Genomic DNA, 18,647 nt, shown 5'->3' on the forward strand with positions numbered 1-18,647 from the left:
GATGGTCGATTCCGGAGAACTGACTTCTTCTGACAGCCAGCCGCAGGAACACCACCTGCGGCTGGCTGTTCCCGCATCTCTCGAGAAGTTCGACAACCGCTTCACCGAGTGGGCGTGGGGGCTCCTCAAACTCGACTTCACCGGCATCGCGTTTGCCGCGTTCTTCTTCTGCTGGTCTCTGACGCCGTCGTTGCTGCCGCGCGATTGGCTCTTCCAGGGTCTGATCGGCGGCATCAACTCGGCCATCGGCTACGGCGTCGGCACCGCGATCGGTTGGGCTGTGGAGCGATACCTGCTCAGCGGTCGACGGTGGTGGCCCCTGCCCGAGCCGGTGCCTTCCGCGATCAAGGTCTTCGTACCGGTCGCATCCATCGTCGCGGCGATCATCATGTTGGTCTACGCCGCCGGGTGGCAACGCGAAATTGCGGCGCTGACCGACGCCGAAGGCACGACCACCTCCGGCTACATCCGAACCCTCGGATTGAGCCTCTTCATCGGCGGCCTGCTCATCTCGATCTGGCGGGTCCTCCACGATCTGGTGAAACTGATTGCCCGACAGCTGATGCGGCGGTTCCACTGGTCGCGGTCTGTGGCCAATGGTGTCGGCGTCCTGGTTGTCACCGTCCTGTTCTTCATGTTGGTCGACGGCGTCCTCGTCCGCGGAATCTATGCCGCGACCAACTCGATCTTCAGTCTGCAGAACTCGACCACTCGCGACGGCGTCGTCGAACCGCAGGATCCGATGAAATCGGGCAGCCCCGAATCTGCTGCTCCCTGGGACACATTGGGGTTCGAGGGGCGCAACTTCGTCTCGCGTGGACTGGACGCCCAGGAACTCGAAGCGGCAACCGGTAACCCTGCGATGGATCCGATTCGCGTGTATGCCGGACTCGAAAGCGCCGAAGATCCCGAAGAGCGTATGGATCTGGTCATCAAGGAACTGGAGCGAACCGGCGCCTTCCAACGCAAGGTCCTTGTGGTCATTCCGACGACAGGTACGGGGTGGGTCAATCCCACTGCGGCACAGGCAATCGAGCTTGTACATGGCGGCGACACTGCTCTTGTCGCCAGCCAGTACTCGTACCTGCCGAGTTGGATCTCGTTCCTCGCAGACCAGGAGAAGGCGCAAGCTGCCGGTCGCCTGTTGATCGAGCGGGTACACGAAAGATGGCTTCAGGAACCGGAAGCCACCAGACCGAAGTTCATGGTCTACGGCGAGAGCCTCGGCGTCATGGCCGGCGCGGGGGCATTCGACACACTGCAGGCGGCGCGCGATACCGCCGACGGAATTCTGTGGGTAGGTCCGCCGAACGCGACGCAGTTGTGGCGTTCGATCGAGAAGAGGCGCGATCCCGGCACTCCCGAAGTGGCGCCCGTGTACGCGGACGGTCTGGCCGGAGTCCGGTTCGCGGATCGCTCCGAAGACATCCCGACCGACGGTATGACGTGGCCGCAGCCGCGAGTTCTGTTTGTCCAGCATCCTTCCGATCCGGTGGTGTGGTGGTCACCCGACCTCATGTTCAACCGGCCCGAGTGGCTCAAGGAAGTACCGGGATTCGACCGCTCACCGTCGATGAAATGGTTCCCGGTCGTGACGTTCTGGCAGGTGTCCGCAGACCTCGGTAACGCCGCGGGAGTTCCGGACGGTCACGGTCACAATTACGGAACCTCCGTTCTGGACGCCTGGATCAGCGTCGCCCAGCCCGAGGGATGGACGGCCGCAGAAACCGAGCGGGTGCGGTCGGCGTTGGTTGTCGCCGTGAAATCCGAGGGCCCCGAGAAGTGAGGGGAGTCGCCTCGATCGCGCTCTCCGCCGCCGCGATCACCTGGAGCAACGTCGTGCTTCCGGCATTCGGTCTTTCGCCTCGCGCTCGCGCCGCGGTCAACACCGCGGCCGGTCTGTCGGCCATCGGAGTCTTACTCGCACGTGGTTACACGCGCGAGGAACTCGGATTGGCACACACCGGAATTCGTGGTGGTGCCCAGTTCGGCGGAGCCGCGGCCGGGGCGGTCCTCACCGGCTACAGCGCCGCTCTGGTTGTCCCGTCCTTGCGTGCGACACTCGCTGCCGACGAGCGAGCAGACGGCCGTGAGGACTTCCTCGAATGGATCATCTTGCACATCCCCTTCGGCACGGTGCTTTCCGAGGAACTGTTGTTCCGTAGCGCGATGTCCGCAGTCTGGAATCGTGAGCTGAACCGTCCCACCGCGCAGGCTGTTCATGCACTGACTTTCGGGTTGTGGCACGTTRCCCCCGCCCGCGGTGCCGGCGACAACGTTCCCGCTGCAGTGGCATTCACCGGCGCGTCGGCATTGCTGTTCGAGTGGCTGCATCGCAGGGGCGGCAGTGTCCTCGCACCGGCATTGCTGCACCTTGCGACCAATGCCGGTGGGGCACTTGCCGTTCGTATCGCTACTCGAAGACAGGGAGTGAACTGATGCCGCCTCGCCGCGCCGTCGACCCCGCCGAATTCCGTGCCGCCGTCCTGGCTGTCGGCCCGTGGCTTCGCGATCCGGAACTTCCGAAGCCTTCTCGCGCTGAACTCGGCGCCGCAGTGAAGATGAGTGCGCGCACTCTCGAACAGATCGCCCCAGGATCGAGCGTCGAGGTGCGGGTGCCGCCGTTTGTCGCCGTGCAATGCATTGAAGGTCCACGCCATACGCGCGGAACCCCGCCAAACGTTGTCGAGACGGACGCTCGCACGTGGTTGCAGATGGTCACCGGATTGCTCGAGTTCTCCGAGGCCGCAGGTGACGGACGAGTCGACGCATCAGGTAGCCGCGCCCCCGAAATTGCGCACTGGCTCCCACTGCTCCGGTTGGCGTAGTGACAGAGACCATCCGGTTCGCTTCGGCGTGATCTGAGGCCCAAGGCTGCCCTCAGGGGAAGTGTGTCCCAAAATGGCCGTAGACTGTGGATGCCCCCCAACCCCTGCCCACAAAGGGAGCGCCCGGTGACTCGTGCCGATCTGTCGGTCAACAGTCCAAATCTCCTCGCTTCGAACCCGTCCGACGAGGACGAGAACGAGCCCCGCGAAGAATGCGGTGTATTCGGCGTCTGGGCGCCGGGAGAGGATGTGGCGAAGCTCACTTATTACGGCCTGTACGCACTTCAGCACCGTGGTCAAGAAGCTGCCGGCATTGCGGTAGCCGACGGCTCCCAGGTGTTGGTGTTCAAGGATCTCGGCCTGGTCAGCCAGGTATTCGACGAGCAGACTCTCGCAGCGATGCCAGGACATGTCGCCGTCGGACATTGCCGTTACTCCACCACCGGTTCCACGACGTGGGAGAACGCGCAGCCCATCTTCCGTACGACCACTGCCGGTACCGGCATCGCGCTCGGCCACAACGGCAACCTGGTCAACACCGCTGAACTCGCGAGCCGCACCCGTGCCGCCGGCCTGGTCAACGACAAGCGCCCCAATGCCGCGACTTCCGACTCCGACCTCATCGGTGGTCTCCTGGCACACGCTGCCGGCGACAGCACCATCGAACAGGCCGCGATGGAATTGCTTCCCACGTTGGAGGGCGCGTTCTGCCTCACCTTCATGGACGAGCACACGCTGTACGCAGCGCGCGATCCGCACGGTATCCGCCCGCTCTGCCTCGGTCGACTCGACCGCGGTTGGGTAGTCGCCAGCGAGACCGCAGCCCTCGACATCGTCGGTGCGTCGTTCGTTCGCGACATCGAACCCGGTGAGCTACTCGCGATCGACGCAGACGGCGTCCGCTCCTCGCGTTTCGCGAACCCGACTCCCAAGGGTTGTGTCTTCGAGTACGTCTACCTCGCGCGTCCCGACAGCGTCATCGGTGGCCGTTCGGTCCACTCGACCCGCGTCGAGATCGGCCGTCTGCTCGCCAGCGAGCACCCCGCCGAAGGCGATCTGGTCATCCCCGTTCCCGAGTCCGGCACCCCCGCAGCCGTCGGGTACGCCCAGGGTTCGGGCATTCCTTACGGCCAGGGTTTGATGAAGAACGCTTACGTCGGCCGTACCTTCATCCAGCCGTCGCAGACGATCCGTCAGCTCGGTATCAGGCTCAAGCTCAACCCGCTCAAGGAAGTCATCCGCGGCAAGCGGCTTGTGGTGGTGGACGATTCGATCGTCCGCGGTAACACTCAGCGTGCGCTCATCCGGATGCTCCGCGAAGCCGGCGCCCTCGAAATTCACGTCCGTATCGCCTCGCCGCCGGTCAAGTGGCCCTGCTTCTACGGCATCGACTTCGCCTCACCGGCCGAATTGATCGCCAACGGCGCAGGTGGACAGGATGCGACGTTCGAGGAAATGCTCGACGGTGTGCGTCGTTCCATCGGAGCGGACACGCTCGGATACATCTCCACCGAAGGCATGATCGCCGCGACCGAGCAGCCGGCCAGCCGTCTGTGCGCCGCATGCTTCGACGGGACCTACCCGATCGCGCTTCCCAAGGAAACGTCGATCGGCAAGAACGTCCTCGAGGGGATGCTCGAGAGCACCGCAGGTTCGACGGCCACTCGCGACAACGACAACGCGAGCGCGCTCAGCCGCCCCTGAACACCGAAAGCTGCAAAGCGCCGAAAATCGATAGCCGAGAATCTGCCGTCCACAACATGTGGGCGGCAGATTTTCTGTTCCACGACTTTCCGTTCGACGACACGGCATACGTCGTGAGCATCTGGCATAGTGCCCTCCGTGGCGCAACTGAGAATGGATGGGCACCGGGTACTGGTCGCAGACCTGGTGGGGGACACCATCAAAGCGATCAACGGTTCGATGGTGGCGTACGAGGGTGCGATCACCTTCAAGAACGCCGGTATGGGCGGTGGCGGAGGGTTACGTGCCGCGCTGAAACAGAAGGCGGCAGGTGAATCACTGTCCCTGATGGAAGTCAGCGGACAAGGCACCGTCTACTTCGCGGTCGACGCCCAGGACATCACGATCATCGAACTCAACAACGACGCTCTGCACGTGGAAGCGTCACAGTTGCTCGCACTGGTCGGACAGCTGCGAACCGATGTGAAATTTGCCGGCCTCCGCGGCGCAGGTTCCGGACAGGGCTTGTTCACGACGGTCGTCAGCGGCACCGGTCTGGTGGCCGTGCTGTCGAAGGGCGGACCGATCATCGCGCTCGAAGTCAGCCCGCAGTATCCGCTGGTTGCCGATCCCGACGCATTCGTCGCTCACCGCGGCCAGCTCAACCAGAGCTTCGTCACCGACGTCACCTGGCGCTCCGCGATCGGCGGTGGCAGCGGTGAAGCGTTCTCGCTGCGATTCGACGGATCCGGAGTCGTCTACATCCAGCCCGAGGAGCGCTGAACCATGCCGTTGGAATTGGTGAACAGCAAGGTCGTCAAGTCGACCCTCGCGCCTGGCCAGAACGTGCTCGCCCGCACCGGGTCGATGCTCTACTACACCGGTGACGTCCGCTTCATCCCGCACAGCATGGGCGGTGGGCCAGGCGCCATGCCGAACATGGGCGGTATCGCCGGGATGGCCGGCCGCATGATGTCCGGCGAGCATGCACGCATGATGGCGGCCGAAGGTAACGGTGAGGTCTTCTACGGGCACGCCGGCTTGTACGTCGAGGTCATCCACCTCGACGGTTCGTCGATGCTCACGGTCGAAGCCGACCGACTCCTCGCACACGACGGTTACCTCCAGAGTTCGATAGTCGCTCTCACGTCGCAGGGCGGTGTGCGCGGAGCGGTACGCGGAGCCATGACCGGTCAAGGGCTGTTCACGACGCAGTTGCACGGCCAGGGAAGCGTCGCGGTTCTCTCGCACGGGGGCGCGATTCCGTTGCAGGTCGGTCCGAACAATCCTCAGGTCGTCGTCGACCCGCAGGCATACGTGTGCCACATCGGTCAGATCAACGTCGACATCTCCGCGAACGTCGGCTGGCGCGAGGCCGTCGGCAAGGGCTCGGGGGAGTCCATCCAGCTGAAGATGACCGGCGCCGGCACCGTCTGGGTCCAGGCGTCCGAGCAGAAGTTCTGAGAGGGCAAAGAGCATGGGTATCGAAATTCACAATCCGGCAACTCTGCCCGCCAACGACAACGTCCCGGGCAACGACTACGCCTTCTGCGTCGAGATGGCCGGACAACCGTGGTTCACGTCCAAGGGCGCGATGATCGCGTACTACGGAAACATCAACTTCGAGCCGCTCGGGCGCACGAGCATGACGGCGATCGTCGCGGCCAGGTTCTCTTCGCCGCTCTACGCGGACGACTGGGTGCTCGCCCAGGGGCAGGGCAAGTTGATCCTCGGCGACCGCGGATTCAACATCAATTCCTACGACCTCGACGACGGCAACCTCACGATTCGCGCGGCCAATCTCCTCGCCTTCGAGACGAGCCTGGACCTCAAACAGTCCATCGTCCCAGGCTTTTTGACGCTGCTGGGAACAGGCAAGTTCCTGGCGTCGTCCAACGGCCCGGTCATGTTCGCGGAGCCGCCGCTGCGCATCGACCCGCAGGCGTTGGTGGGTTGGGCCGACTGCCCGTCGCCGTCCCATCACTTCGATGCGGACTGGATGCAGAGCTTCCTGGGAGCGGTTCGGGGAAGCATGTTCGGCGCGAATACCGGTGAAGAACGCCAGTTCGATTTCACCGGAGCCGGCACGGTGCTGATCCAGTCGAGCGAGAAGGTCGTCCACGACGGGCACCTCCTCAAACACATCGAATCCGAGACCGTTGCACTCGGGCAGAACAGTCTGCGAGCGCTGCACTCCTCGATCGGTGCGCGGCTGCAGAACTGACGTCTTGGGGTACGCGAGGTCTCACCGAGGGGGCCGGTCCGGTAGCGTATGGGCGTAATCGTCGGTATTTGTGTGCGCGCTCTGGGTCTCGAGTCGAACGATCCATCTCGCGTCACGAGGATTGCAAACACTTCACATTGCAAGACCACTTACCTGTGCACGAGCAATACGTGCTCGCGAGAAATACAAGGCTGGAGTAGTAACCCGATGACCGAGGACAGTCACCGCACCGCAGGCGCCTCCTACGCGGCAGCAGGAGTCGATATCGCCGCAGGCGACCGGGCGGTGGAACTCTTCGCCCCTCTGGCCAAGAAGGCCAGCCGCCCCGAGGTCATGGGTGGCCTCGGTGGTTTCGCCGGCTTGTTCTCCCTCAAGGGTGACTACAAGGAGCCGCTGCTCGCCGCATCGACCGACGGCGTCGGAACCAAGCTCGCTGTCGCGCAGGCGATGGACAAGCACGACACGGTCGGACTCGACCTCGTCGCCATGGTTGTCGACGACCTCGTCGTCTGTGGCGCCGAGCCGCTGTTCCTTCAGGACTACATCGCTGTCGGCCGGGTCATCCCCGAGCGCGTCGCGGAATTGGTCAGCGGCATCGCCGAGGGCTGCATCCAGGCCGGTTGCGCTCTCCTCGGTGGCGAGACCGCCGAGCACCCCGGCATCATGGCTGACGGTGACTACGACCTCTCCGCCACCGGCGTCGGTGTCGTGGAGGCCGAGAAGCTGCTCGGACCGGACCGCGTTCGCCCCGGCGACGTCGTCATCGCCATGGGCTCGTCGGGACTGCACTCCAACGGTTACTCCCTGGCCCGCAAGGTCCTGCTCGAGATCGACCGCATGAACCTGAGCGCACACGTCGACGAGTTCGGCCGCACGCTCGGTGAGGAACTGCTCGAGCCCACGAAGATCTACGCCAAGGACTGCCTGGCACTCGCTGCCGAGACCGACGTGCGCACGTTCTGCCACGTCACGGGTGGTGGCCTTGCCAACAACCTCGCGCGCGTCATGCCCAAGGGCTTGGTCGCCGAACTCGATCGCGGAACCTGGAGCCCCGCTCCGGTGTTCGCGATGATCGCGCAGCGTGGACGCGTCGAGCGCGCCGAGATGGAGCAGACCTTCAACATGGGTGTCGGCATGGTTGCCGTCGTGGCGCCCGAGGACGTCGACCGCGCACTTGCCGTCCTGACTGCACGCCACATCGACTGCTGGACGCTCGGTAGCGTCAAGAAGGCGTCGGACGCCGCTGCAGAGCGTGCGTTCCTGGCCGGAGACCACCCGCGCTTCTAGGCCGCAACGTCAGCTGCCCCATCGGAGAGATCCGGTGGGGCAGTTTTGTGTGTCCGTACAAGCAGGCGCGGGGCAGAAAATGGAACGCAAAAATGAGGAAGAGCGATCAGCTCTTCCTCATTTCACAGTCTGCGCGGTGGCAGTGCGCGGTCAACGCCGCCAGTCGTCGTAGTCGTCCTCTCGCGCATGCCCTTCCCTATCGGAAGTCTGGTCCGATCGGACACTGCTCCGATGCGAGTTGGTCGATCCACCTGCGAGCTCTCTTTGCAGGCTGTCGAAATCCGTGGTCGGTACGCTGTACTTCAATTCGCGTGCAACCTTGGTCTGCTTTGCCTTAGCCCGGCCGCGGCCCATGGCTGACCCCCTCGCGCTTTCGCGGGGCGGCCTGGGGAATTTGGCGGCCCCGTTTGAGTGTGTAAGTTTCCTGACACACACTCTAGCGTGGAAAAGTCGCTTCCGCTTCCACGAACGCCTCACCGCCGTGTCTGATTGCTCTCACTATGGCCGCGAGCTGCCAGGATGCTGAAAGAACTCGTCAGAACTTTGTGAGAACTGCTCAGAAGTTTCCGGGAATTGCGCGAATCGTCCCCACTCGGGCGTCGCCGCCGAAGACCGGAGCGGATGCGAGAGCCGCCAATTCCTCGGTCCACTCGGTGTTCATTCGCTTGAGCAGAGCTGCCGCCAATGGCAGGAGCGCCCGCTCGTGGCCGTCGTCGATCTTGAGGGCGAAAGCGGAACCGTCGGGAAGCGCTCCGGCGTAGATGCCGTCGTATCCGGTCTTGGAGAACAGACCCGGCACGGCGGACATCAGGCGCTGATCGTTGCGGCCCGTGCCCGAGACGAGGAAGGGGTTTTCGCGGACCGCGTCGGCCACAGCCCGTTCAGGGGAGTCCGGCTCAGCCGAGGGCAGGCGTCCGAATGCCCGAGCCAGGTTCGTGAGCGAAAGCGGGACGATCGGGAGACCACAACCGTCGATGCCGAGTTCCTGCTCTTCCTCGCCGCTGAGATCGAAGATCGTCTCCTGGATCGCGAGTTGGAGGGGATGGGTCGGCTCCATGTACGTCTCGAGCGGCCAGTCGTTCACGACGCACGTCGCGAGCATCGCGGAGTGCTTGCCCGAGCAGGTCATGTAGATCGGACTGGGAAGTTCGCCCGCTGCGATCAGTTCGGCTCGGGCCAGTTCGTTGCCCGGCAGATCGGAGGGGCACTGCAACTGGTCGACACCGAGTTGGTAGCGAGCGAGAAGCGCGGCGACCAGTTCGATGTGATCGGCCTCGCCCGCATGTGAGGACGACGCGACGGCCAACTCTTCCGGACTGGTGGGTGCAAAGCCGTTACGAAGCGCAGCGACGGCTTGCAGCGGCTTGTTCGCCGAGCGCGGGTAGATGGGTGTGTGAATCTCCCCGAGTCCGACAACGACCTCGCCGTCGGCGCCGAGAATGACGGCCGATCCGCGATGCACGCATTCGCGGAATCCGGAGCGGACCACTTCCACCAATTCGATACTCACGAGTGCACCTGCGCTTCTGCTTGTTCGATGAACCTCTGGACGCGCGCGGCGACGTTCGGTGCAAGATCGGTGTGTTCTGCGAGGAGCCGTCGGAGTCTCTCGGGGTCGGTTCCGGCGAAGACCTCTCGAACAGTCACGCCGTGATCCGGTACGTGGACTCGGGTGACCGAGTCGCCGGCAGCGATCGTGCCGGTCCGGTTGACGCGAAGGTAGGCGCCGACGTCGGTCCGCTCGGTGAATCTTTTGACCCAGCCCTTTTCCGCGGCCCAGATGCCGAACGTGCCGCACGGGACGCGGGGAGCGGTTACTTCGAGTTCTAACACGTCGGACGCCTCGGCTCCGGTGATGTGCCAACGCTCGCCGATCACGGCGTCCGTGACCAGCATTCCGCTGATGTGGAGGTTCTCGCCGAACCACCCCGGGGCGAGCGGTCGGCCCAACTCGTCCGACCATCGCTGCGCTTCGTCGCGCTGATACGCGTAGACAGCTTGGAAGGCGCCGCCGTGGAACTCGGTGTCGCAGACGTAGTCGCCACCCAGGCCGAGTCGGCCGACCGCGACGCGGCCGTCGACGGGACGCTTGTCGATCGCGGTCCGGGGGACTCGCCTGACACCACTGTCACGTTCGGTGTGGACGACGCAGACCGCGTCGACCATGCCCGTCACTTTCCGCGCAATCGGTTGACAGCCTCACGTCCGGCCTGGGGTGCGTCGTCCGCGACGATCGAATCCGGATCGATGGACGCAGCGCTGGGGCCGGCCATCAGTTCGGTGTCGACCGGAATGTTGCGCTTGATCAGAGCGAGCGCGATCGGGCCGAGTTCGTGATGATTGACGACGGTCCCGACACGTCCGACTGCCCGTCGGCCCGCCGTGATCGGGTCACCCGGTTCCGGGACCGCTTCGGCGCTGCCGTCGAGGTGCAACATGACGAGATGGCGCGGGGGCTTGCCGAGATTGTGAACCCGGGCGACGGTTTCCTGACCGCGGTAGCAGCCCTTGTCGAGGTGGACGGCGCCGTGTTCGGCCGGCCCGCCGATCCAGTGGACCTCGTGCGGGATCGTCCGCTCGTCGGTGTCCAGTCCGAGGCGAGGCCTCCTCGCTTCGACGCGGAGCGCCTCGAAGGCCCAACTTCCGGCGGGCTTGGCACCGGCATCGGTCAGCTTGGTCCACCACGCCGCCAGTTGCTCACGTGGGACGAGCAGATCGAAAGAGTCCTCGGTGGGCCACGGCATGCGGCGGACGAACCCGCCGTCGGCCAGCGCGAGAGCGTCGTAGGCATCGGCTGGTGTCTGCACGCCGATCGCGGAGAGGACAGCCGGGGATTCGGGACCGACCAGGCTCAATACCGCGAGCTCGTTGCCGTCCCGAGGCTCGGCCTTGGACCAGAACACCATCTTCTTCAAGAAGGAGAGGAGGTCGGGTCCGCGGTCGGCTTCGGTGTCGATCCAGGTGACACCGGCCAGGTCCGTCTGCACGAAGTGGTGCTCGACGCGTCCGTTGACATCCAGGCTCAGGTTCTCGGCACTCTTGCCGTCGGGGAGCGCGGCGATGTGCTGGCTCGAAATCGTGTGCAGCCACGTGAGGCGTTCGTCGCCGGGAATGGCGATCACGAATCTGTGACTGCGGTCGACCACCACTGCTGCGCGCTGCGCGGTTCGCTGTTCACCGAGGGGATCGCCGTAGTGCCATGCGACACCGATGTCGGCCGAACCGTCCGGTGCGGTGACCGCGCCGGGGGAAGTCAGAAGTGGGCTGTTGGGCACAAGAGCGTTGTCGACCACAAGACCAGTCTAGGAGTGTGGGCGGGATCGCGGTTACAGGGCGGCCCCGGCGGCTTGGCGGATCGTTAGGGTTGATGGCATGCCTGATCGCGTATTGGTGACTCTCGACCATGAGGTGCTCGATGCTGACGCACCGTTTCTGCACGCCGACGACCTGGCGGTGGTGCGCGGCGACGGAGTCTTCGAGACGCTGTTGGTACGCGACGGTAGGGCGCGGGTGGTCGAGGGACATCTGAGTCGACTGGTTCTGAGCGCGCGGGCACTGGGTCTGCCCGCCCCCGTTCTCGATGACTGGCGTCTGGCGATCGAGATGGCAGCCGAGGAGTGGGGGACAGAGAAGGAAGGCGCTCTTCGTCTTGTTCTGACCCGCGGCCGTGAGAGCGGCGACAAGCCGACAGCCTTCGTGATGGTCGGTCCGGTGGCCGATCGGGTCAGACAGGTCCGCGAATCGGGGCTGTCGGTGATGACTCTCGAGCGAGGTTTCTCGGTCGATCTCTCTGCCCGGGCACCCTGGCAGCTACTGGGCGCGAAGACGTTGTCCTACGCAACCAACATGGCAGCGCTCCGATATGCGGCGAATTTGGGTGCCGACGATGTGATCTTCGTCAGTTCCGAGGGCAATGTGTTGGAGGGGCCACGCTCGACGGTGGTGATCGTTCGGGACAGGACTTTGATCACACCGCCTCCCGCACAGGGCATTTTGATGGGTACGACGCAGCGTGCTCTGTTCGACGTTGCCGGCAGTGCTCGCTTCGATTGCCGATACGAAACCCTCCGACCTGCGGATTTGATTGCGGCCGACGGAGTGTGGATGGTTTCGAGCGTCACGCTGGCCGCACGCGTCCATACACTCGACGGGCTCGCATTGCCAGAGCCGAAGGTCTCCGAGGAATTCGCGGAATTGGTTGAACGTGCAATTGATTCGGATTCAGCAGGGCGATAGGCGAATAGGAATCGCGACAGGTCTCTACTACATTTGGTAGTAGCAAAGTCCTGCGGTCCAAACCGGACAGCAGTACCGTGTCCGCAGGGGCCGAGCGACTGCCCGCGTCTCGAACCCCGAAGCCTGTCCCAGGGCCCTACTCTCGGAGTAGCCAATGGATACTTTGGACGTCTCCAGGTGGCAGTTCGGTATCACTACCGTCTACCACTTCATCCTTGTTCCGCTGACCATCGGACTTGCACCGATGATCGCGATCATGCAGACGATGTGGGTGGTCACCAAAAAGGACCACTGGTATCGGCTCACCAAGTTTTTCGGCAAGCTCTTTCTCATCAACTTCGCACTCGGTGTAGCCACCGGCATCGTGCAGGAGTTCCAGTTCGGCATGAACTGGAGCGAGTACTCGCGATTCGTCGGCGACGTGTTCGGAGCTCCACTCGCGTTGGAAGGCCTGGTCGCCTTCTTCATGGAGTCCGTCTTCATCGGACTGTGGATCTTCGGTTGGGGCAGGCTTCCCAAACTTGTACACCTGGCGTGCATTTGGCTCGTGGCGATCGGCGTCAACGCGTCGGCGTTCTTCATCATCGCGGCCAACTCGTTCATGCAGCATCCGGTCGGTGCGACGTACAACCCTGAGACGGGTCGTGCCGAGCTCACCAGTATCTGGGAGCTGTTGACCAACAACACCGCTCTTGCTGCCTTCCCGCACGCGGTTGCCGGCGCCTTCTTGACGGCGGCGACGTTTGTTGCCGGCATCAGTGGTTGGTGGATGGTGCGGAACATGCGCCGCGCCAAGCAGGCTGAGGCCGCCGAAGCAGAGCGTCTCGAAACCGACGCACGAACGATGTACCGCCCGGCAACACGATTCGCCTTGCTCGTCATGATCGTGGCCGGAATCGGCATCATCTACACCGGTGACGTTCAAGGCAAGCTCATGTTCCAGCAGCAACCCATGAAGATGGCGTCGGCAGAGTCGCTGTGCGACACCGAGATGGATCCGGATTTCTCGATTCTCACCATCGGTACACACAACAACTGTGACAGCGTGACGCACGTTCTGAAGGTGCCGTTCGTTCTACCGTGGTTGGCCGAGGGCAAGTTCACCGGCGTCGAACTGCAAGGCGTGAACCAACTGCAGGAGCAGGCGGAGCAGGACTTCGGACCGGGCAACTACCGACCGAATCTCTTTGTCACGTACTGGTCTTTCCGCGCCATGATCGGCCTCGCCGCCGGTTCGGCAGCACTGGCTCTCGCGGGACTGTGGGTCACACRTAAGGGGCGGGTCCCGGACCAGAAGTGGTTCGGAATCCTCAGTCTCGTCGCGATTCCCACTCCGTTCATGGCGAACAGCGCGGGCTGGATCTTCACCGAGATGGGCCGTCAGCCCTGGGTGGTGCATCCCAATCCAACCGGCGTCGACATGATCAGACTGACTGTCGACCAAGGTGTTTCGGACCACGCGTCGGCTACCGTCTGGGCTTCGCTGATCACCTTCACCCTCCTGTACGGAGCGCTGGGTGTTGTCTGGTTCAAGCTGATCGTGCGGTACGCGAAGGAAGGTCCGTTGGAGCACGACATGCATCCACCGGGCGATACGGATCATGACGAGCCGGAAGATCCGGACAAGCCCAAACAACTGTCGTTCGCGTACTAGGAGGCGATCATGGGACTTCAAGAAGTATGGTTCGTGCTCGTCGCAGTGCTCTTCATCGGTTACTTCGTCCTCGAAGGGTTCGACTTCGGTGTCGGAATGCTCATGCCGATCGTCGGCAGAGGCAGTGACCTCCCGGCCGATACGCGTCGACGGGTGGCGCTCAACACGATCGGCCCGGTGTGGGACGGCAACGAGGTGTGGCTGATCACCGCCGGTGGCGCGATGTTCGCGGCATTCCCGGAGTGGTACGCGACATTGTTCTCCGGGTTCTATCTACCGCTGCTGATCATCCTGGTGGCCTTGATCGTTCGAATCTGTGCCATCGAATGGCGAAGCAAGATCGACGACGACAAATGGCGTCAGCGCTGCGACTGGGGCATCATCTTCGGCTCCTGGGTCCCGGCAGTTCTCTGGGGCGTGGCTTTCGCGAACATCGTTCGGGGCGTGGCGATCAACGCCGACAAGCAGGTCGAGTCGGGATTCTTCGATCTGCTCAATCCGTACGCACTGCTCGGCGGTCTGACCACCGCACTGGTGTTCGCTCTCCACGGCGCTGTGTTCCTGGCACTCAAGAGTGCCGACGAGGTTCGTGAAGACGCAGTGAAAATTGCTGCACGACTCGCAATTCCGGCTATTCCCGTCGCCGGCGGATTCGTCCTGTGGACGCAGCTCGCCTACGGCAAGGGATGGACGTGGATTCTGGTAGCCGCTGCTGCTGCTGCACTGATCGGCGTCGTCTTCCTGACGCGGGCCGAGCGCGAAGGCTGGGCCTTCGTTCTCACCTGTGTGGCCGTCATCGCCACCGTCGTGCTGCTGTTCGCCTCGCTGTTCCCGAACGTCATGCCGTCGACGCTCGATCCGGCGTACAGCCTCACCATCGAGAACGCGTCGTCGAGTCCGTACACGCTCAAGGTGATGACGTGGGCCGCGGCATTCATGACGCCGGTGGTGATCATCTACCAGGGTTGGACGTACTGGGTGTTCCGACAGCGCATCTCCTCCAAGCAGATTCCGGCGTCGATCGGTCTGCGATTCAAGGAGAAGACGTGGTAGTGGCAAACCCGCAATCACAAAAGATTCGAAACACGAAAGAACTGACGGTCGAATTCACGTGACTATCGAAGTAGGCGACGCTCCCACCACTCGGGAGCGTCGCCGGGGGCCGATCGACCCGCGACTGTGGCGCCATTCCGCCTCTGCGCGCGGCTATCTGATCCTGACGGTCGCTCTGTCGATGGTGAACGTCGTGATGGTCATCGTCGCGGCGCTCATGATCGGCCGAGTACTGGCCGGAGTGATCACCACTCGAACTGTGGATGTTTCTTCGTGGACAACCGAATTGGTTGTTCTGGCCGCAGCTGTGGCGGTCAGGGTTCTGGGGACCTGGCTGCAGACCAGATACGCACACCGGGCGTCGACTCGCGTCGTTGCCGAGATCAAGAACGGCGTGCTGACATCGGCGACGGCGATGAGTCCGCGCGATCTGGATCCTCGGCGTGACGAGATCGCGACCGTGGTCACCCGCGGTGTCGACGGCCTCGGCCCGTACCTGACGGGATACCTTCCGGCTCTGGTCCTGTCGGTGACACTGACGCCCATCACCCTGATAGTCATTGCGGTGCAGGACATGACGTCCGCGGTCATCATTTTCGTGACGCTGCCGCTGATCCCGATCTTCATGATTCTGATCGGCTTGCTGACGAAGGGTAAGTCGGAGAAGACGTTGGCAGCGATGACCACGCTGTCTTCGCAACTGCTCGATCTACTTGCCGGACTGCCGACGCTGCGAGCGCTCGGTCGTCAGCAAGGCCCTGCCGAGCGTGTCCGTGAACTCGGTGACGCCCATCGGCGAACGACCATGTCTGCCCTCCGCGTCGCGTTCCTGTCCTCGATGGTGCTTGAACTGCTCGCAACACTCTGCGTCGCATTGGTGGCCGTGAGCATCGGCTTGCGACTCGTGTACGGGGACATGTCACTCGAGCCGGGGATAGTCGCGTTGATCCTCGCACCGGAGGTGTACCTGCCACTTCGGATGGTGGGAACCCAGTTCCACGCCGCCGAGGACGGAATGGCAGCAGCCGACAAGGCATTCGAGGTGATCGAGGCGGATTCTGCCGCACCGGAGGGTGGTAGCACGACGGTGGTCGCTTGCGGCGCCGACATCGTCTTCGACGGACTCGGCGTGACCTCTCGTGGGGGAGTCGCACCGTCTCAACTTTCCGCCGTGGCGTCACCAGGGGCGATCACCGTGCTCACCGGTCCCAACGGCTGCGGCAAGTCGACGGCAGTGCACGCGCTACTCGGACTGATCGAACCGAGCAGTGGCCGCGTGACGGTCGCCGGCGTCGATGTCCGAGACCTGGACGAGCACGCGTGGTGGGGTCAGTTGGCATGGCTTCCCCAGCATCCGGTCCTCCTACCTGGCACCGTTCGTGAAAATCTCGATCTCACCGGGGTCGTCGATGCGCAAGCATTGGCTCGCGCCGCTGCTGCGACGGGATTCGACGCGGTATTGGCCGAGCTGCCTGCGGGTGTCGAGACCGTTATCGGCGTCGGCGGCACAGGTTTGTCGCTGGGGCAGCGACAACGACTGTCGCTGACACGCGTGCTCGCCTCCGACCGCGCAGTTCTTGTCCTGGACGAACCCACCGCTCACCTCGATTCCGATTCTGAAGGGACAGTGTTGGCTTCTCTGAGAGCACGGGCAGAGCGCGGCGACACAGTCGTCGTGATCGGCCACCGTCCGAGTGTGCTCGCCGCAGCTGACCGGATCGTCGAGGTGCGCGCTCATGAGAAGTGACGCTCACGATCCGCTTCTGCGTGCTCTTCGGCTACTGGAACTTCGACCACGACGCGTACTGACGGCGGTGGCCGCCGGTGTGGCAACACTCGGTAGCGCACTCGCCTTGGCGGCGCTGTCCGCATGGTTGATCACGCGCGCGTGGGAGATGCCTCCCGTTCTCGATCTCAGCGTCGCCGTGGTTGCCGTACGCGCGTTGGGAATCTCACGTGGTGTCTTCCGCTATCTCGAACGATTGACGACGCACGACGTCGCATTGCGCGGCACCACCGCAGCGCGGTCGAGGATCTACCAGCAGTTGGCAGCGGGAGATCCCGCGGCCGCCGCCGGACTACGACGCGGTGACCTGCTCTCCCGTACGGGCTCCGACGTGGACGCGCTGGGCGACGTCGTCGTCAAAGCGCTGATCCCGATTGCTGTTTCGGTTGTCCTCGCCTTCGCCGCGGTGGGAATCCTGTTGTTCATCTCGGTTCCGGCCGCACTCATTCTGGCTGTTGCGCTAGCGGTGTCCGGGATTGCGGCGCCCTGGCTGTCGGCGCGAGCTGCTCGACTTGCGGAGGCCGACAGTTCAGCTGCCGCAGCGCGATTCAGTGAGTCGGCGGTTACCGCGCTCGACCATTCCGCTGAGCTTCGAGTATCAGGTCGCTTGGATCAGGCGGTGAGCGAGGCTGTGTCCGCCGAGAACGAGGTGGTCGACGCGACCGATCGCGCGGCGGTACCGAGTGCCTTTGCCGCCGCTGCGACGCCCCTGGCAATCGGCGTGAGCGTCCTCGGTGCCCTGCTGATCGGAATTGCGCTGTACGGAACCACCGACATGTCACCGATGTCCATGGGAATCCTTGTACTGCTTCCGCTGTCGGCTTTCGAGGGAACCGCGATACTGCCCAGCGCGGCAGTTGCATTGACCAAGGCGCGGCTGGCGTCGGCTCGCATCATGGCGGTACTCGATCGAGCCGACGCGGAACACGTCGAAGGAAATCGTGCGTGGCCGGAGAACGGGATTCTCAGCGTGCATGCATTGCAGGCGGGTTGGCCCGGGGGAAAAGTGACCGAACCGCTCTCCGTGGATCTTCCTCGCGGTGCCCGCGTTGCCGTCGTCGGGGAGAGTGGATCCGGAAAGACCACCGCGCTGATGACGACGGCGGGGTTGCTGCCGCCCGTCGCGGGAACAGTTCGCGTTGGCGCAGTGGATATTTCGGATATCGATCCGGCCGAACTGCGCAGGCACGTCGGGTACTTCGCCGAAGACGCACACCTCTTCGAGACGTCGGTACTCGAGAACCTGCGCGTTGCGCGGGGTGACCTCACCGCCGAGGACGCGGAGAAGGCACTTGCCGCAGTTGGTCTCGGCGACTGGTTGTCGGAACTGCCGGAAGGGCTCGATACCTACCTGGTCGGCGGTATGCGAGCGGTTTCGGGCGGTGAGCGTCGTCGGTTGCTGTTGGCACGCGCGATCGTCTCGCCTGCGGAGGTGCTGCTGCTCGACGAGCCGACCGAGCACATGGACGCGGAGGCAGGCGCTCAGTTGCTCCGCGAGTTGCTCAGTCGCGACGCAACGCTGGTCGATTCTTCGCGAACCGTTGTTGTCGTCACCCACCAACTTCCGGACGGCGCAGCAGCTGACCAGGTGATATGCGTCGGAAAAGTTTCTGTGGAAAATACGTTGCCGTCGTCGTGAAGTGGGCGTACTTTCTCCTTTACACAAGGAAGGAGGTGGTCTGAAATTGAAGTACAGACGGACGCGTGAGGTGGCTGCCAGCTAGCCGCAATCGCTGATGGAATTCACTTACCGCGTGAGCGGCCGGCGAATCCCAGGCAGCCACCCGACCCCCGAGCCCCCGATCAGTCCGACCGGGATCCGCGCGAAAGCGTGGGTGTGGCTCGGGGGTCGCTTCGTGCCGTGCGCCTTTATTAACCCCCGGCGGTTAATAAAGG

At 63.6% G+C, this 18,647-nt stretch carries 17 protein-coding genes; 13 read left to right on the forward strand and 4 right to left on the reverse strand.

All coding sequences use genetic code 11. The features are described from left to right. The first annotated feature begins 1 nt into the window (after position 1). From AC1DWA_RS01500 to purM, 8 genes are all read left to right on the forward strand, one after another. Positions 2 to 1,786 (forward strand): alpha/beta hydrolase, encoded by a 1,785-nt coding sequence (locus AC1DWA_RS01500; RefSeq protein WP_020970624.1) that lies wholly within the window; start codon positions 2 to 4, stop codon positions 1,784 to 1,786. Beyond that, on the forward strand, positions 1,783 to 2,439 hold the full coding sequence (locus AC1DWA_RS01505) for a CPBP family intramembrane glutamic endopeptidase (RefSeq protein ID WP_477916446.1): 657 nt from the start codon (positions 1,783 to 1,785) through the stop codon (positions 2,437 to 2,439). Before AC1DWA_RS01500 ends, AC1DWA_RS01505 begins: the two co-directional genes overlap by 4 nt. Continuing rightward, positions 2,439 to 2,828 (forward strand): sterol carrier family protein, encoded by a 390-nt coding sequence (locus AC1DWA_RS01510; RefSeq protein WP_003939745.1) that lies wholly within the window; start codon positions 2,439 to 2,441, stop codon positions 2,826 to 2,828. Before AC1DWA_RS01505 ends, AC1DWA_RS01510 begins: the two co-directional genes overlap by 1 nt. 126 nt (positions 2,829 to 2,954) lie before the next feature. Further along, positions 2,955 to 4,532, forward strand: coding sequence for an amidophosphoribosyltransferase (gene purF / locus AC1DWA_RS01515; protein ID WP_003940541.1), 1,578 nt, complete (start codon positions 2,955 to 2,957; stop codon positions 4,530 to 4,532). A 153-nt stretch (positions 4,533 to 4,685) separates the two neighbouring features. Continuing rightward, entirely contained in the window at positions 4,686 to 5,294 is a 609-nt protein-coding gene (locus AC1DWA_RS01520; RefSeq protein WP_003940441.1) for an AIM24 family protein, read from the forward strand. A gap of 3 nt (positions 5,295 to 5,297) precedes the next feature. After that, a complete protein-coding gene (locus AC1DWA_RS01525) occupies positions 5,298 to 5,975 on the forward strand; it encodes an AIM24 family protein (protein ID WP_003939918.1) in 678 nt (225 codons plus the stop codon). 13 nt (positions 5,976 to 5,988) lie between these two features. After that, positions 5,989 to 6,735: an AIM24 family protein gene (locus tag AC1DWA_RS01530; RefSeq protein WP_019745100.1), complete on the forward strand. Its 747-nt coding sequence runs from the start codon at positions 5,989 to 5,991 to the stop codon at positions 6,733 to 6,735. Positions 6,736 to 6,942: 207 nt separating this feature from the next. After that, entirely contained in the window at positions 6,943 to 8,022 is a 1,080-nt protein-coding gene (gene purM / locus AC1DWA_RS01535) for a phosphoribosylformylglycinamidine cyclo-ligase (RefSeq protein WP_003940225.1), read from the forward strand. 150 nt (positions 8,023 to 8,172) lie between these two features. On the opposite strand, the gene AC1DWA_RS01540 is transcribed toward purM, so the two are convergent. The 4 genes from AC1DWA_RS01540 to ygfZ all read right to left on the reverse strand — a co-directional run bounded on the left by AC1DWA_RS01540 (position 8,173) and on the right by ygfZ (position 11,315). After that, positions 8,173 to 8,376: a DUF3073 domain-containing protein gene (locus AC1DWA_RS01540; RefSeq protein WP_003940337.1), complete on the reverse strand. Its 204-nt coding sequence runs from the start codon at positions 8,374 to 8,376 to the stop codon at positions 8,173 to 8,175. A 202-nt stretch (positions 8,377 to 8,578) separates the two neighbouring features. Beyond that, the gene (locus AC1DWA_RS01545) at positions 8,579 to 9,532 is read right to left on the reverse strand and encodes an asparaginase (protein WP_003940365.1); all 954 of its coding nucleotides are present in this window, start codon (positions 9,530 to 9,532) and stop codon (positions 8,579 to 8,581) included. Then, on the reverse strand, positions 9,529 to 10,197 hold the full coding sequence (locus AC1DWA_RS01550) for an MOSC domain-containing protein (protein WP_019745099.1): 669 nt from the start codon (positions 10,195 to 10,197) through the stop codon (positions 9,529 to 9,531). Before AC1DWA_RS01550 ends, AC1DWA_RS01545 begins: the two co-directional genes overlap by 4 nt. Next, positions 10,194 to 11,315, reverse strand: a complete 1,122-nt coding sequence (gene ygfZ / locus AC1DWA_RS01555; RefSeq protein ID WP_477847622.1) for a CAF17-like 4Fe-4S cluster assembly/insertion protein YgfZ — start codon at positions 11,313 to 11,315, stop codon at positions 10,194 to 10,196. Before ygfZ ends, AC1DWA_RS01550 begins: the two co-directional genes overlap by 4 nt. 79 nt (positions 11,316 to 11,394) lie before the next feature. Between ygfZ and AC1DWA_RS01560 the strand changes: the two genes are divergently transcribed. From AC1DWA_RS01560 to cydC, 5 genes are all read left to right on the forward strand, one after another. Next, the gene (locus AC1DWA_RS01560; RefSeq protein WP_019745097.1) at positions 11,395 to 12,258 is read left to right on the forward strand and encodes an aminodeoxychorismate lyase; all 864 of its coding nucleotides are present in this window, start codon (positions 11,395 to 11,397) and stop codon (positions 12,256 to 12,258) included. Positions 12,259 to 12,412: 154 nt separating this feature from the next. Next, on the forward strand, positions 12,413 to 13,912 hold the full coding sequence (locus tag AC1DWA_RS01565) for a cytochrome ubiquinol oxidase subunit I (RefSeq protein WP_477916447.1): 1,500 nt from the start codon (positions 12,413 to 12,415) through the stop codon (positions 13,910 to 13,912). Between the two features lie 9 nt (positions 13,913 to 13,921). After that, positions 13,922 to 14,965 (forward strand): cytochrome d ubiquinol oxidase subunit II, encoded by a 1,044-nt coding sequence (gene cydB, locus AC1DWA_RS01570; protein ID WP_003939727.1) that lies wholly within the window; start codon positions 13,922 to 13,924, stop codon positions 14,963 to 14,965. A 58-nt stretch (positions 14,966 to 15,023) separates the two neighbouring features. Then, positions 15,024 to 16,712, forward strand: a complete 1,689-nt coding sequence (gene cydD / locus AC1DWA_RS01575; protein ID WP_477847625.1) for a thiol reductant ABC exporter subunit CydD — start codon at positions 15,024 to 15,026, stop codon at positions 16,710 to 16,712. Then, positions 16,702 to 18,390 (forward strand): thiol reductant ABC exporter subunit CydC, encoded by a 1,689-nt coding sequence (cydC, locus tag AC1DWA_RS01580; protein WP_141488461.1) that lies wholly within the window; start codon positions 16,702 to 16,704, stop codon positions 18,388 to 18,390. Before cydD ends, cydC begins: the two co-directional genes overlap by 11 nt. The last annotated feature ends 257 nt before the right edge of the window (positions 18,391 to 18,647 follow it).

The organism is Rhodococcus sp. P4_F3_2 (assembly GCF_056401335.1).

Bases quoted from the DNA above. Each gene is read 5' to 3' on its own strand.
- AC1DWA_RS01500 (WP_020970624.1), top strand. From the start codon at position 2: ATGGTCGATTCCGGAGAACTGACTTCTTCTGACAGCCAGCCGCAGGAA.
- AC1DWA_RS01510 (WP_003939745.1), top strand. From the start codon at position 2,439: ATGCCGCCTCGCCGCGCCGTCGACCCCGCCGAATTCCGTGCCGCCGTC.
- AC1DWA_RS01520 (WP_003940441.1), top strand. From the start codon at position 4,686: ATGGATGGGCACCGGGTACTGGTCGCAGACCTGGTGGGGGACACCATC.
- AC1DWA_RS01525 (WP_003939918.1), top strand. From the start codon at position 5,298: ATGCCGTTGGAATTGGTGAACAGCAAGGTCGTCAAGTCGACCCTCGCG.
- AC1DWA_RS01530 (WP_019745100.1), top strand. From the start codon at position 5,989: ATGGGTATCGAAATTCACAATCCGGCAACTCTGCCCGCCAACGACAAC.
- purM (WP_003940225.1), top strand. From the start codon at position 6,943: ATGACCGAGGACAGTCACCGCACCGCAGGCGCCTCCTACGCGGCAGCA.
- AC1DWA_RS01540 (WP_003940337.1), bottom strand. From the start codon at position 8,376: ATGGGCCGCGGCCGGGCTAAGGCAAAGCAGACCAAGGTTGCACGCGAA.
- AC1DWA_RS01560 (WP_019745097.1), top strand. From the start codon at position 11,395: ATGCCTGATCGCGTATTGGTGACTCTCGACCATGAGGTGCTCGATGCT.
- cydB (WP_003939727.1), top strand. From the start codon at position 13,922: ATGGGACTTCAAGAAGTATGGTTCGTGCTCGTCGCAGTGCTCTTCATC.
- cydC (WP_141488461.1), top strand. From the start codon at position 16,702: ATGAGAAGTGACGCTCACGATCCGCTTCTGCGTGCTCTTCGGCTACTG.